The organism is Bradyrhizobium sp. SZCCHNS1022 (genome assembly GCF_032484835.1).
Taxonomy (GTDB): Bacteria; Pseudomonadota; Alphaproteobacteria; order Rhizobiales; family Xanthobacteraceae; genus Bradyrhizobium.
The window spans coordinates 1,180,362-1,194,775 of record NZ_JAUETT010000001.1 but is presented as its reverse complement, the minus strand read 5'-3'; the positions used below and the strand labels follow the sequence as shown (position 1 = coordinate 1,194,775).

Here is a 14,414-nt window from a genome sequence, read left to right as displayed (position 1 = left end):
GTTTGATCACGCCGCGTCGTCAGTGCGCCCACCTATTGCGTCGCACGTTCGCGACATCATCGATTCCGCTCGGTTGCAACAGCAGGAACTCGGCCTGAACCTTGCATAACTTGTCAGCATTCCCACTGCCCCGGACCGCTCCGGGTTTCCGAAGGCGGCGCATCCGTCGTATGCTCTTCACTGGACTGACATCAGCATCACAGGTTCCACGGTGACAAACCAACCGCCCCAGCGCAGCTTTGTAAGCACCGGCCAGCCCGTCGACGAACTGGCGGTGGCGGAGATCAAGAGCGACATCCTGGCCAAGCTGCGCCTTGCGATCGGCAAGGAGGCGAGCCAGGCGACCCAGCACGACTGGTACTACGCCGCGGCGCTGACATTGCGCGACCGCATCGTGCACCGCTGGCTGACCGCCGACAAGGAGAGCTACGACGCCGGCCGCAAGCGGGTCTATTATCTCAGCCTCGAGTTCCTGATCGGCCGGCTCTTCACCGACGCGCTCAACAATATGGGCCTGATGAAGGTGTTCGAGACCGCGCTCGGCGATCTCGGCGTCGGCCTCTCCGATCTTCGCAAATCCGAACCGGATGCCGCGCTGGGCAATGGCGGCCTCGGCCGGCTCGCCGCCTGCTTCATGGAGAGCATGTCGACCCTGCAGATCCCGGCGATCGGCTACGGCATCCGCTATGATTACGGCCTGTTCCGGCAAGTCATCGTCGACGGCTGGCAGCAGGAATATCCGGACGTGTGGCTCTCGTTCGGTAACCCTTGGGAGTTCCAGCGGCCGGAGATCGTCTACCACGTCCATTTCGGCGGCGGTGTCGAGCATGTGGATGAGAAGGGGGGGCGCGACCGCGCCATCTGGCATCCCGGCGAGACGGTCCAGGCGGTGGCCTATGACACGCCGATCGTCGGCTGGCGCGGCCATCACGTGAATGCGCTCAGGCTGTGGTCCGCGCGCTCGCCCGATCCGCTCAAACTCGACGTCTTCAACGCCGGCGATTATCTCGGCGCCTCCGCCGAGGAAGCGCGCGCCGAGGCGATCTGCAAGTTCCTGTATCCGAACGACGAGAGTCCTGCGGGACGCGAGCTCAGGCTGCGGCAGGAATATTTCTTCGTGTCCGCCTCGCTGCAGGATCTCGTCAAGCGGCATCTCGCGTCCGACGGCCACCTCCGCAGCCTGCCGCAGAAGGCCGCGGTGCAACTCAACGATACGCATCCCTCGCTCGCGGTGGCCGAGCTGATGCGCATCCTGGTCGATCTGCACAATTTCCGCTGGGACGAGGCCTGGAAGATCACGGTCGCCACCCTGTCCTACACCAACCACACGCTGCTGCCGGAGGCGCTCGAAACCTGGCCGGTCGAGCTGTTCGAACGGCTGTTGCCGCGGCATCTCGAAATCATCTACCGCATCAATGCGCAACATCTGGCGCTCGCAGAGGAGCGCGCGCCCGGCGATATCGATTACCGCGCCTCAGTCTCGCTGATCGACGAGAAGAGCGGCCGCCGCGTGCGCATGGGCCAGCTCGCCTTCGTCGGCTCGCACCGGATCAACGGCGTCTCGGCGATGCACTCCGACCTGATGAAGGAGACCGTGTTCCACGATCTCAACCATCTCTATCCCGGCCGCATCACCAACAAGACCAACGGCATCACCTTCCGTCGGTGGTTGATGCTGGCCAATCCGAAGCTGACCGATCTGCTCCGCGAATCCTGCGGCGACGCCGTCGTCGATGATCCCACGCTGCTCGCAGGGCTCGAGGACTATGTCAGCGACAGCGGCTTCCACCAGAAATTCCGCGCGGTGAAGCATCACAACAAGATCCAGCTGGCGCGGCTGGTCGGGGAGCGCATGAACGTCCGGCTCGATCCGGCCGCGCTGTTCGACGTGCAGATCAAGCGCATCCACGAATACAAGCGCCAGCTGCTCAACATTCTGGAGGCGATCGCGCTCTATCAGGCGATGAAGGACGAGCCGCAGCGCGACTGGGTGCCGCGGGTAAAGATCTTCGCCGGCAAGGCCGCGGCCAGCTATCGCTATGCCAAGCTCGTCATCAAGCTGATCAACGACGTTGCCGAGGTCGTCAACAACGATCCGGCCATCGGCGGCCGGCTCAAGATCGTGTTCCTCGCCGACTACAATGTCAGCCTGGCGGAATCCATCATTCCCGCCGCCGACCTCTCGGAGCAGATCTCGACGGCCGGCATGGAGGCCTCCGGCACCGGCAACATGAAACTCGCGCTGAACGGCGCCATCACCATCGGCACGCTGGACGGCGCCAATATCGAAATTCGCGACAATGTCGGCGCGGAGAACATCGCGATCTTCGGCATGGAGGCGATGGAAGTGGTGGCACGGCGGCAGCAGGGGCTCGATGCCAGCGACATCATCCAGCGCTCGCCGCGGCTTGCGCGCGCGATCAATGCAATCGGATCAGGTGAGTTCTCGCCCGATGACCTATCCCGGTTCCAGCCGATCGCGCACGCGCTGCGCCATCTCGACCACTACATGGTCTCAGCCGATTTCGATTCCTATTACGAGGCGCAGCGCGGCATCGACGCGCGCTGGCAGGTGATGCCGGCCTGGACGCGCGCCTCGATCCTCAACGTCGCACGGATGGCGTGGTTCTCCTCCGACCGCACCATCCGCGAATATGCCGACGATATCTGGAACGTGCCGGTGGGGCCGATCGGGGCGATCGAGCCGCAGGCTCAGCGGGGCTGACAGCTCACACAGAGCACGGCGCGCATGCCGGCAATGACGTCGGACGTCATTGCCTTTGACATGATGCTCATCATACGATGAGCGTCAGAGAGAAACGCATGCCCGGCACAATGATGGACCACCTCTTCGACCAGGCCACCCGCGTCACCGCCGGTGATAGCCGCTGGCAGGGCAGGACCTGCCCGGATTACTGGGCCTTTGTCGGCCCGTTCGGCGGCGTCACCGCGGCCACCGTCTTGCGCGCGCTGATCGAGCATCCGCACGCTGCGGGAGATCCGCTGGCGCTGACGGTGAATTATTGCGCGCCGATCGCGGAAGGCCCGTTCGATCTCGACGTCCGTCTGGTCAAGGCCAACCGCTCCTCGCAGCATTGGTATGTCGAACTGAGCCAGGGCGATGCCGATCCGGCCACCGTCGCCACCGCTGTGTTTGCCGAGCGTCGCCCGTCCTGGTCGCACCAGCCGGCGCAAAGGCCGGACGCCCCGCCTTTCGATCAGGTGAAGCGGCATGCCGATACAGGAATGTCGTGGACCCGGCAGTATGATTTTCGCTTCGTCGAGGGCCAGCCCGATCTCGCTGGCGGCGCCAAGGCAGAGCCGCAGAGCGCCTATTCCAAGCTCTGGATCTCCGACCGCAAGCCGCGCAGGCTCGACATGCTGTCGCTCATGTCGATGTCGGACGCGTTCTTCGGCCGCGTCTTCCACGCGCGCGGCGAATTGGTGCCGTTCGGCACGGTATCGCTGACGACCTATTTCCATGTCGGCCGCGACGACCTCGCGGCCGAAGACATCACCCATGTGCTCGCGGTCGCCGACGCCAAGGTCTTCAACAGAAGCTATCAGGACCAGCACGGCGAATTGTGGTCGCCGTCGGGACGCCTGCTCGCGACCACGACACAGATCGCCTATTTCAAGGCGTGAGGCCACCACGCCTCGGCGCGCTCGGCGTCGTCCCGGCGAAGCTCATAAACACCGCATCGCGTTTGCGTCGAGAAAGACGCCGCCCCTACAACTGTCATCGCCCGGCTTGACCGGGCGATCCAGTATTTCAGAACAGGGCGACGAACTACTCCGCTGCCAGCTTCAGATCCGGCGCCGCCGCGCGGACCTCGGCGTCGACCTGGGCCTCGAACTTGGCAAAGTTCTTCTGGAACATGCCGACCAGCGCACGCGCGGTCTCATCGAACTCGGCCTTGTCCCTCCAGGTGTTGACGGGATCGAGGATCTCGCTGGGCACGCCCGGCAGCGCGGTCGGCACCGCAAAGCCGAAATACCTGTCGGTGCGGAATTCGACATTGCGCAGCGAACCATCGAGCGCCGCCGTCAGCAGCGCGCGCGTCACCTTGATCGGCATGCGGCTGCCGACGCCATATTTGCCGCCGGTCCAGCCGGTGTTGACCAGCCAGCAGTCGACATTGTGCTCGGCGATCAGCTGCCGCAGCATGTTGCCGTAGACTGACGGATCGAGCGGCAGGAACGGCGAGCCGAAGCAGGTCGAGAATTCCGGCTGCGGCTCTTTGCCGAGCCCGCGCTCGGTGCCCGCGACCTTGGCGGTGTAGCCGGACAGGAAGTGGTACATCGCCTGGGCCGGCGAAAGCTTGGCGATCGGCGGCAGCACGCCGAAGGCATCGGCGGCCAGCATCACCACGTTCTTCGGATGCGGCGCGCGTCCGGTGCGCGAGGCGTTGGGAATGAAATCCAACGGATAGGCAGAGCGCGTGTTCTCGGTCTTGGAGCCGTCGTTGAAGTCGACCTCGCGGCTGTCCTCATCGAGCACGACGTTCTCGAGCACCGCACCGAAGCGCTTGCTTGCGGCGTAGATCTGCGGCTCGGCCTCCTTGGACAGCTTGATGCACTTGGCATAGCAGCCGCCCTCAAAGTTGAACACGCCGTCGCCGCCCCAGCCGTGCTCGTCGTCGCCGATCAGCGTGCGGTTCGGATCGGCCGAGAGCGTGGTCTTGCCGGTACCGGAGAGACCGAAGAAGACCGCAGTGTCGCCGTTCGGCCCGACATTGGCCGAGCAATGCATCGGCATCACACCCTTTTCCGGCAGATAATAGTTCAGCGTGGTGAACACGCTCTTCTTCATCTCGCCCGCATAATAAGACCCGCCGATCAGGACGATCTTGCGGGCGAAATCGATCGCAACGACGTTCTCCGAGCGCACGCCGTGACGTTTCGGGTCCGCGCGGAAGCTCGGCATGTCGATGATGGTGAGCTCCGGCACGAAGGTGTCGAGCTCGATCCGTTCAGGGCGGATCAGGAGCGTGCGGATGAACAGCGAGTGCCAGGCGAGCTCGGTGAAGACACGCGTCTTGATCCGAAAGCTCGGATCGGCGCCGCCATAGAGATCCTGCGCGAACAGCCGCTTGCCTTCGGCGTGCTTGAGGAAATCCTGATAGAGCGTTTCGAACTGCTCCGAAGTGATCGACTGATTGCCCGCCCACCACATCTTCTTGTCGGTGGAAGCATCGCGGACCGTGAACTTGTCCTTGGGGCTGCGCCCGGTGAATTCGCCGGTGTCCGCGCACAAGGCACCATCCGCGGACAGCACCGCTTCGCCCGCCGCGAGCGAATATTGGTAGAGCTGCGGCGCACCGAGATTCCAATGCACCTGCTTCAGATTCTTCAAGCCGAACTTATCAGCACCGAAGGCGCCGTTGCGAATACCCGTCTCTTGCACGAAAGTCCCCTCCTGAGAGTCCGCGTCTATACTGCGCGATCGATTGAAAGCGCTTGTTGCGCGTTGACCGTTACCGTTACGCATTGCCTGTCATGGCTCGGGCTTGGACCTAATACTGACCAACGCCGGGCTTGCCAAGACGATCCGCGCCAATTGCTTATTGCACCGCTGCCGGCCTGATGCACATCAACAAGTGTTAGGCGCAGTGACAAAGCGACGCGATGCGGAACAGCCGATGCTGCGTCGCAGTAATCATCATACTAATGAGCTGGACCCGGCCGCCATCGCTTGCGCGACGCGCAACAGCGCGCGACCCTTGCCGGCGCGGCTGTCGCGACCATCCCGACCGCACATTGTTCTCGTCTGCGGACGCTCAAGTCGCGACTAACGACGGCAGCGTTCAAGCAAGCCGCTTTGCGCGCGCCTCCTCGGCCAGCCTCACAAGCATCTTGCGCAACTCGCCGGGCGAGGTCACGCGCTCCGGAAAATCCAGCCGCAGCACCTTGCCATCAGCTGCGAGATCGAGGCCCTCGGGATCGCATCCCGTGCAGCGCCAGTCGGCCTGTTCGGCTCCGAGCAGCCGAGTGGCGTAAAGGCCGAGCGCCTCGCGGTGATCGGCGTTCATGTGGTCGACGGCGCCCTGTTCTGCTTCGAGCAAACCGGCAGCATCCGACGTGTCGGTCAGGAATTGCGCCGGCTTCAGATCAAGGATGCGCCCGAATCCGGCCACCAGGTGCAGTCCCGACGGGCGAATCAGAAAAAACGAGAAATCAGCAAAATCGGCATAATTTTCTGCCGACGGGTGAGCATTCAGATACCGTCTTCGCAAGGTATCACGTTGCTCGGCGCCGACCTGTTCCGCGCGACCCAGCAGCATGATCCGCGCGCCCTCCAGCGGGTCGCCCGGCGCGCGCTCGTCCAGCATCAGCGAGACCCGCGGATCGGCCAAGACGTTCTTGGTGTGCACGGCGAGCCTTGAAATCAAGAGGATCGGCGAGCCATCAGGCGAGCTCGCGACGTTCACGAGCGAGCAATAGGGATCGCCGGAGTCGAGCATCAACGTCGCCAATGCCCCCTGCCGGCTCCGGCGCAGTAGCGATTTGGCAAGGTGGGACGGATTAAAATCAGAAGTCGGTTGCATGGTTATCTCTCGCCCATCCTGTTGCAATGAGGGTGTTTTTTCGGCTAAAGGGGCCTTGTTTCGGACTGCGACGCGCGCTTCGTCACGCGTTTTGTGGAACTCGGTCACACTTCAGCCCAGCTTGCATTGCTCGTTGACCACGTTCGAAGCCATTTATGCGGCGCCTAGCTGGATTGCTCGCCGTTTCAGCTAACCAGACTGTGAAAGCAGGCTCATGCCCACAATCGCCTTGGTCGATGACGACCGCAACATCCTGACCTCCGTCTCGATCGCACTCGAGGCCGAAGGCTATCGCATCATGACCTACACCGACGGGGCGTCGGCCCTCGACGGCTTCCGCACCAGCCAGCCCGATCTCGCTATCCTCGACATCAAGATGCCGCGCATGGACGGCATGGAGACCTTGCGTCGGCTGCGGCAGAAATCCGATCTGCCGGTGATCTTCCTGACCTCCAAGGACGAAGAGATCGACGAATTGTTCGGCCTCAAGATGGGTGCCGACGATTTCATCCGCAAACCGTTCTCGCAGCGTCTCCTGGTCGAGCGCGTCAAGGCGGTGTTGCGGCGCTCGCAGCCGAAGGATCCGACGGCGCTGCCGAAGGAGAATGACGCCAAGGCGCTCGATCGCGGCCTGTTGCGGATGGACCCGGAGCGGCACACCTGCACCTGGAAGAACGAGCCGGTGACCTTGACGGTCACGGAGTTTCTGATCCTGCAGGCGCTGGCCCAGCGTCCCGGCGTCGTCAAGAGCCGCAACGCGCTGATGGATGCGGCTTATGACGATCAGGTCTATGTTGACGACCGCACGATCGACAGCCACATCAAGCGGCTGCGCAAGAAGTTCAAGATGGTCGACGAGGATTTCGAGATGATCGAAACCCTTTACGGTGTCGGCTATCGCTTCAAGGAAACCTGAGGCCGCTGCGGGTCGCAGCGCGCGGTTCGCGCGCTGACGGCGTGACCTCATTGGGGTAGACTGCGTCGAGGCGGACTGCCGGGCGCAGCAACGCCGAAAACGGGGCACCACCCATTGCTCGATCGAACGCATCCTGACCACGGCCTGAATGCGGAAGGCACATCGGCGGCTGTCGTGATCGACAACGCCCCGGAAGAGACGCCTGCCGTCTCGGGTTGGCAGCGGCCGCTGAGCTGGCTGCGACGCGCCGGGCAATTCCTGTTCGCGCTCTCGTTCTCCAGCCTGACCCGGCGGATCGTCTCGCTGAACATCGCGGGCCTGCTGGCGCTGGTCGCGAGCATTCTTTACCTCTCGCAGTTCCGCGCCGGCCTGATCGATGCCCGTGCGCAGAGCCTGCTCGTGCAGGCCGAAATCATCGCGGGCGCGATCGCCGCCTCCGCGACCGTGCAGACCAACACCATCACCATCGATCCGGAACGGCTGCTCGACCTCAAGCCGGGCGAAAGCTACGGCGCGCCCGATGAATATTCGCCACTCGACTTCCCCATCAATCCGGAGCGCGTCGCTCCCGTCCTGCGCACGCTCATCTCACCGACCAAGACGCGGGCGCGCATCTACGATCCCAATGGCGGGATCCTGCTCGACAGCCGCAATCTCGAAAACGTGCTGCGCTTCGATCTGCCGCCGCCGGCTTCGGAAAAGCCCGGACTGGCCGAGCGCGCTCTGATCTCGGTGCGCACCTGGCTCAATCGCGGCGATCTGCCGCTCTATCGCGAACATGGACCCGAAAACGGCAACGCCTATGAGGAAGTTGCCGATGCGCTGCGCGGCCAGAAGCGCAGCATGGTGCGGGTCAATGTGCGGGGCGAGGTGATCGTCTCGGTCGCCGTTCCCGTGCAACGCTCGCGAACGATCCACGGCGCCTTGATGCTGTCGACGCAGGGCGACGATATCGACCAGATGGTGACGGCCGAACGGCTTGCGATTTTGAAGGTCGGCGGCGTCGCCTCCGCCGTCATGATCGTGCTTTCGCTGCTGCTGGCCAGCACGATCGCAGGGCCGGTGCGGAGACTTGCCGACAGCGCCGAGCGCGTCCGCCGCCGAATCAAGACCCGTGTCGAGATTCCTGACTTCACCCGTCGCCGCGACGAGATCGGTCATCTGTCCGGCGCGCTGCGCGACATGACGGAAGCGCTCTATAACCGCATCGAGGCGATCGAGATGTTTGCCGCCGATGTCGCGCACGAACTGAAGAATCCCTTGACCTCATTGCGCTCGGCCGTCGAAACGCTGCCGCTGGCGCGCAACGACAACAGCCGCAGCCGGCTGCTCGCAGTGATCGAGCATGACGTGAAGCGGCTCGACCGCCTGATTTCGGACATTTCCGATGCCAGCCGGCTCGACGCCGAGCTGCAGCGCCAGGACATGACCCTGGTCGACGTGCGGCGGCTGCTGACGACGCTGACCTCGGTCGCCAACGAGACCAAGCTCGGCCATGACGTCGGCGTCGAGGTCCGGTTCGAGGGGCGCGGCGTCAACGACACCTTCTCCGTTCCCGGCCACGATTCGCGGCTCGGCCAGGTGATCTCGAACCTGTTGTCGAACGCGCAATCCTTCTCCGCTCCCGGAGGCAAGGTCCGCATCACCTGCCGCCGCGTGCGCTCCGAGATCGAGATCGTGGTCGACGATGACGGCCCCGGCATTCGCGAGGACGCCCTGCAGCGGATCTTCGAGCGCTTCTATACCGACCGGCCGCACCAGGGCTTTGGCCAGAATTCGGGGCTCGGGCTCTCGATCTCCAAGCAGATCATCGAGGCCCATGGCGGACGCATCTGGGCCGAGAACCGCCCCGGTCCGGTGGACGCCGATGGAATGCCTACGGCCGCCGGCGCCCGCTTTATCGTCCGGCTACCCGCGCCATGAGTGCGGTGGGCGCCAGCGTCCACGCCTCCGCCGTCAAAGTCGGCGACCGTGCCGTGCTGATCCGGGGGCCTTCCGGTTCCGGCAAATCCCGCCTCGCCTTCGAGCTCATTCTGGCGGGCCGCGCGGGACAGATTTCCCCCACGATCCTCGTGGGCGACGACCGTGTTCATCTCGCCACAGCCGGCAAAGAAATATGGGTCAGCCCGGCCCCGGCCTTGGCTGGCCTGATCGAGATTCGCGGCCTCGGAATCCGAGCCTGCGACTTCGTGTCCGAGGCCAGGGTCGGACTCGTTGTCGATTTGATGGCAGACGATGCGGCGCGGTTGCCCGCGCCGGAATCCCTCCGGTGCGAACTCTATGGTGCTTCTTTACCGAGAATCCCGGTGGGACGCGGGTTTTCACCCCTCCCATTGGTTGTAGCCGAACTGACTACTACTCAAACTTCATGTTCCAGTAACCTTTCGGCCGATTGTGTGAAGGGAATTGGTAACCATATCATCGGCACTATCGCGCCCGAATAGACCGCGCACTGCCTCCCCTTCCGCAAGTCAGATTCCGGGAGACTGCTACACATCCCCTCTTGCGCAGGGGCTCTGGATGGTCAAAGTGGCGCGTTCGTGCGGTGCACCCAAGGCGCCCGCGAGGAGTATCCAATGATTGGCCTGGTACTGGTGACCCATGGGCGCCTCGCCGACGAGTTCAGAGCGGCGCTCGAGCATGTCATGGGTCCTCAAAAACAAATCGAAGCCGTGACAATCGGCGCGGACGATGACTCCGATCTCTGTCGCAGCGATATCATCGAAGCCGTGAACCGCGTCGATACCGGCGATGGCGTTGCCATTCTGACCGACATGTTCGGCGGCACGCCGTCGAACCTCGCGATTTCCTGCATGAGCCGACCTAAGGTCGAGGTGCTCGCCGGAATCAACCTGCCGATGCTGGTGAAGCTGGCCAAGGTCCGCGAGGAGCGTTCCTTGCCGGACGCGATCGCCATGGCCCAGGAAGCCGGCCGCAAATATGTGACGATCGCCAGCCGTGTGCTCGCCGGCAAATGAGTGACGAGGACGCTCCCCAGAACCACGTCGCCGGGCCAGCGGTGCCCGCAGATGCGTTATCCCGGGAGCTCCTGATCACCAACAAGCGCGGCTTGCACGCCCGCGCCTCGGCCAAATTCGTCCAGACGGTCGAGCAGTTTCAGGCCGAAGTCTGGGTGACCCGCGGCGGCGAAACCGTGGGCGGGCGCTCGATCATGGGCCTGATGATGCTGGCCGCCGCCCCTGGGACCACGATCCTGGTCTCCGCCGCCGGACCTGAGGCCGAAGCCGCCCTCCAGGCGATTACCGAGCTCGTCAACGACAAGTTTCACGAAGAAGGGGTGTAAGCCGGCCCTTGCCGTCATTCCTGGCGGTCGTGACGCGGCGTCTCGGAATCACGCGCTCCGGGCTACTTCCCCGGCGGCTGAATAAAGATCTTCCATTCGATCGCAGGACCCTGCTGACCGCGGAAGAAGCGCTGTGTGGTCATCACGAGCTTCTCGGCCTTGGGCGCCTGCTGCGCCATCCAGGCTTCGCAGGCGGCGATCCGGTTATCGGTCGTGTCGCAGATCCCGATGAAGCCTTCGCGGTTGAGATCCTCCAGCGAGGTCAAGCCCGATCCCCAGGTCTCGTCCGCCATGAACGGCACCGTGAACGGCCGCGGGTGGTCGGGACTGTAGAACGTCATCGGCGTGTTCATCTCCGAATAGCCGGCGACGAGCGGCCAGGGCGAGCCGAAGCGGGCATGCCAGGCGTCGGTCAGCTCACGGGCCAATTGCGACCGGGCCGCATAACTCGTCGAGCCATTTGGGCTCGCCTTCATCTCGCGCAGCGCGATCGAGGGCGAGGCCACCAGGGTCAGCAGCGAGAGCACGAGCCACAGCGTGGTCAAACGAACCACCACCGCTTGGCGGATACGCAGAGCGGGAATGGCGACCAGCGCCAGCGGCACCAGGAAGAACAGCGAGATGCCCCAGTCGGTCTTCATATAGATCGTGAAGGCAAGCCCACCGAGCGGCGGCCCGATCGCCACGATCGCCTGCACCATCCAGACATTGAGCGCCTGGCTGACATTGACGCCGGGATTTGGACCAGAGCGCCAATTGCGGAAAGCCCAGCGCGGCGGCCACGCCAGAACCAGGGCGGCGAGCGCAATCGGGAGCGCGAGCAGCGCCAGATTATGGCCGACATAGCCGAGCACGAGCTGCGCGGCCCTCCCCCGATCCGACAGCGTGTAGACGTCACCCGCGTAGGTCAGCGGCACGAAATCGACGTCCCACAGCCACACGAGGTGCGGAATCATCGCGACGATCATCGTGGCGATGCCGACCCAGGGCGCGGGCGAGGCCAGGAATCTAAGCCGCTCGGGATGGATCAGCGCAGCCAGCCCGATCGCGCCGATCATCGTCAGCACCCAATATTTCGTCATCAGGGCAGCCGCGCCGGCAAGGCCGAGCCAGATGCCGGAAACGACGCTGCGCTTCTTGAAGGCGTTGAGATAGGCCAGCATCACGAGCGGCAGCGTGACCAGCTGCAGCAGGTCGGGATTGTATTTGAAGCCCTTGAAATTGAAGATCGGATAGAGCGCGAGCATGACCACGACGAAGAACGCCCGGCGCCGATCAACCACCTTGAGGCTGATGAACCAGCAGATGACGAGGCCGACACTGACGGTGGTCATGGCCAGCGCGTAAGTCGCCCAATCCTTGACCGGAAAGACCATGAACCAGAGGCCGGCGATCCAGCCCGACAGCGGCGGATGCTTGCCATAGCCGAGCTGGAACTTGCTGCCCCAGGCATAGGCCTCCGCGACATCCATATGGATGTCCTGCGCCGCCTTCAGATTGGTCAGGATCACGGTCCAGAGCACCGCGTGCAGGACCGCAAACGTGACCACCAGCCACAGGCCGGTTGCGGGATCGCTGGCGCGCGCCGCGATCCAGGCCGACATCCGGGCAAGAGGGGCGCGGCCGCGCGCACGCGCCGTCGCGGGAAGAAAAGACGTGCTCGACATGGCCTCTCGGTACCGCGTTTTCCGGCCCGATGGAATCAGCTTGCCGTGAAGAAAGCTCCTTCAAATTCAGCAATATGGTTGCTGCTTTGGGGCCTGAATGCTATCTGCGCGGCGCATGACGACCGTCCCCATTCCCAACATCCGCAACTTCTCCATCGTCGCCCATATCGACCATGGAAAGTCGACCTTGGCCGACCGCCTGATCCAGATGACAGGCGGCCTGTCGGACCGCGAGATGGCGGGCAAGGAGCAGGTGCTCGATTCGATGGACATCGAGCGCGAGCGCGGCATCACCATCAAGGCGCAGACGGTGCGCCTGCACTACCGGGCCAAGGACGGCAAGGATTACATCTTCAACCTGATGGACACGCCCGGCCACGTCGACTTCGCCTACGAGGTCTCGCGGTCGCTGGCGGCCTGCGAAGGCTCGCTCCTGGTGGTCGACGCCAGCCAGGGCGTTGAGGCGCAAACCCTCGCCAACGTCTATCAGGCGCTCGACAACAACCACGAGATCGTCCCGGTCCTCAACAAGATCGATCTGCCGGCCGCCGAGCCCGACAAGATCAAGCAGCAGATCGAAGACGTGATCGGCATCGACGCCTCGGACGCGGTGATGATCTCAGCCAAGACGGGGTTGGGCGTTCCGGACGTGCTGGAGGCGATCGTCACCCGGCTGCCGCCGCCGAAGGGCGACCGCGAGGCGACCTTGAAGGCTCTGCTGGTCGACAGCTGGTACGACGTCTATCTCGGCGTCGTCGTGCTGGTGCGCATCGTCGACGGCGTCATGAAGAAGGGCCAGCGCATCCGGATGATGGGCACCGGTGCCGCCTATGACGTCGAGCGCGTCGGCTTCTTCACGCCGAAGATGCAGCAGGTCGACGAGCTCGGCCCCGGCGAGATCGGCTTCATCACCGCCGCGATCAAGGAAGTGGCCGACACGCGCGTCGGCGACACCATCACCGACGATCGCAAGCCCGTGTCGGAAATGCTGCCGGGCTTCAAGCCGGCGATCCCGGTCGTGTTCTGCGGCCTGTTCCCGGTCGATGCGGACGATTTCGAAACGCTGCGCGCCGCGATGGGCAAATTGCGCCTCAACGACGCCAGCTTCTCCTTCGAGATGGAGACCTCGGCCGCGCTGGGCTTCGGCTTCCGCTGCGGCTTCCTCGGGCTGCTGCACCTCGAGATCATCCAGGAACGGCTCAGCCGCGAATTCGACCTCAACCTGATCGCGACCGCGCCTTCCGTCATCTACAAGATGAAACTGACCGACGGCACCGAGATCGAGATCCACAACCCGGTCGACATGCCCGACGTGGTCAAGATCGCCGAGATCCAGGAGCCCTGGATCGAGGCCACGATCCTGACGCCGGACGAATATCTCGGCAGCGTATTGAAGCTCTGCCAGGACCGCCGCGGCAGCCAGAAGGAGCTGACCTACGTCGGCACCCGCGCGATGGTGAAATACGATCTGCCGCTGAACGAAGTGGTGTTCGACTTCTACGACCGCTTGAAATCCGTCTCCAAGGGCTATGCGTCGTTCGACTATCACCTGACCGACTACAAGCCGGCCGATCTGGTCAAGATGCAGATCCTCGTCAACAACGAGCCGGTGGACGCGCTGTCGATGCTGGTGCATCGGACCCGTGCCGAAGGGCGCGGCCGCGCCATGGTCGAGAAGATGAAGGAGCTGATCCCGCCGCACATGTTCCAGATCCCGATCCAGGCGGCGATCGGCGGCAAGGTGATCGCGCGCGAGACCGTACGCGCGCTGCGCAAGGACGTCACCGCGAAATGCTACGGCGGCGACATCACGCGTAAACGAAAACTTCTGGAGAAGCAGAAGGAAGGCAAGAAGAAGATGCGGCAGTTCGGCAAGGTCGACATTCCGCAGGAAGCCTTCATCGCCGCGCTCAAGGTGGATAGCTGAGGCAGCCTCGATGGGTCGCGCCTGGGGCGGCTCGGCAAGCGCGGTAAAGGTC

Annotated in this window: 11 protein-coding genes; 8 read left to right on the top strand and 3 right to left on the bottom strand. The window is 63.8% G+C overall.

Features of this window, described 5'->3' with window-relative positions; genetic code table 11:
* The first annotated feature begins 211 nt into the window (after nt 1–211).
* On the top strand, nt 212–2,725 hold the full coding sequence (locus tag QX071_RS05335) for a glycogen/starch/alpha-glucan phosphorylase (protein ID WP_315701924.1): 2,514 nt from the start codon (nt 212–214) through the stop codon (nt 2,723–2,725).
* Between the two features lie 98 nt (nt 2,726–2,823).
* The gene (locus QX071_RS05330; RefSeq protein ID WP_315701925.1) at nt 2,824–3,645 is read left to right on the top strand and encodes a thioesterase family protein; all 822 of its coding nucleotides are present in this window, start codon (nt 2,824–2,826) and stop codon (nt 3,643–3,645) included.
* Nucleotides 3,646–3,790: 145 nt separating this feature from the next.
* Here the strand turns inward: QX071_RS05330 and QX071_RS05325 are convergent, their stop codons facing one another.
* Together QX071_RS05325 and QX071_RS05320 are read right to left on the bottom strand one after the other, a co-directional pair.
* On the bottom strand, nt 3,791–5,407 hold the full coding sequence (locus QX071_RS05325) for a phosphoenolpyruvate carboxykinase (RefSeq protein ID WP_315701926.1): 1,617 nt from the start codon (nt 5,405–5,407) through the stop codon (nt 3,791–3,793).
* A gap of 400 nt (nt 5,408–5,807) precedes the next feature.
* Nucleotides 5,808–6,548, bottom strand: coding sequence for a HugZ family protein (locus tag QX071_RS05320; RefSeq protein ID WP_315703116.1), 741 nt, complete (start codon nt 6,546–6,548; stop codon nt 5,808–5,810).
* 214 nt (nt 6,549–6,762) lie between these two features.
* Between QX071_RS05320 and QX071_RS05315 the strand changes: the two genes are divergently transcribed.
* The 5 genes from QX071_RS05315 to QX071_RS05295 all read left to right on the top strand — a co-directional run bounded on the left by QX071_RS05315 (nt 6,763) and on the right by QX071_RS05295 (nt 10,768).
* Complete coding sequence (locus QX071_RS05315; RefSeq protein ID WP_008966744.1) at nt 6,763–7,464, top strand: response regulator transcription factor; 702 nt, start codon at nt 6,763–6,765, stop codon at nt 7,462–7,464.
* Between the two features lie 114 nt (nt 7,465–7,578).
* Nucleotides 7,579–9,387 carry a sensor histidine kinase gene (locus QX071_RS05310; protein ID WP_315701927.1) on the top strand — a complete coding sequence of 603 codons (1,809 nt, stop codon included), beginning with the start codon at nt 7,579–7,581 and terminating at the stop codon, nt 9,385–9,387.
* Nucleotides 9,384–9,908, top strand: a complete 525-nt coding sequence (locus QX071_RS05305) for an HPr kinase/phosphatase C-terminal domain-containing protein (protein ID WP_315701928.1) — start codon at nt 9,384–9,386, stop codon at nt 9,906–9,908. The genes QX071_RS05310 and QX071_RS05305 overlap by 4 nt, the downstream gene beginning before the upstream one ends.
* Nucleotides 9,909–10,040: 132 nt before the next feature.
* On the top strand, nt 10,041–10,442 hold the full coding sequence (locus QX071_RS05300) for a PTS sugar transporter subunit IIA (protein ID WP_006611446.1): 402 nt from the start codon (nt 10,041–10,043) through the stop codon (nt 10,440–10,442).
* Nucleotides 10,439–10,768 carry an HPr family phosphocarrier protein gene (locus QX071_RS05295; RefSeq protein ID WP_315701929.1) on the top strand — a complete coding sequence of 110 codons (330 nt, stop codon included), beginning with the start codon at nt 10,439–10,441 and terminating at the stop codon, nt 10,766–10,768. The genes QX071_RS05300 and QX071_RS05295 overlap by 4 nt, the downstream gene beginning before the upstream one ends.
* A gap of 62 nt (nt 10,769–10,830) precedes the next feature.
* Here the strand turns inward: QX071_RS05295 and QX071_RS05290 are convergent, their stop codons facing one another.
* Nucleotides 10,831–12,435, bottom strand: a complete 1,605-nt coding sequence (locus QX071_RS05290) for a glycosyltransferase family 39 protein (protein WP_315701930.1) — start codon at nt 12,433–12,435, stop codon at nt 10,831–10,833.
* A gap of 115 nt (nt 12,436–12,550) precedes the next feature.
* Between QX071_RS05290 and lepA the strand changes: the two genes are divergently transcribed.
* Nucleotides 12,551–14,362 (top strand): translation elongation factor 4, encoded by a 1,812-nt coding sequence (gene lepA, locus QX071_RS05285; protein ID WP_315701931.1) that lies wholly within the window; start codon nt 12,551–12,553, stop codon nt 14,360–14,362.
* Nucleotides 14,363–14,414 lie beyond the last annotated feature (52 nt).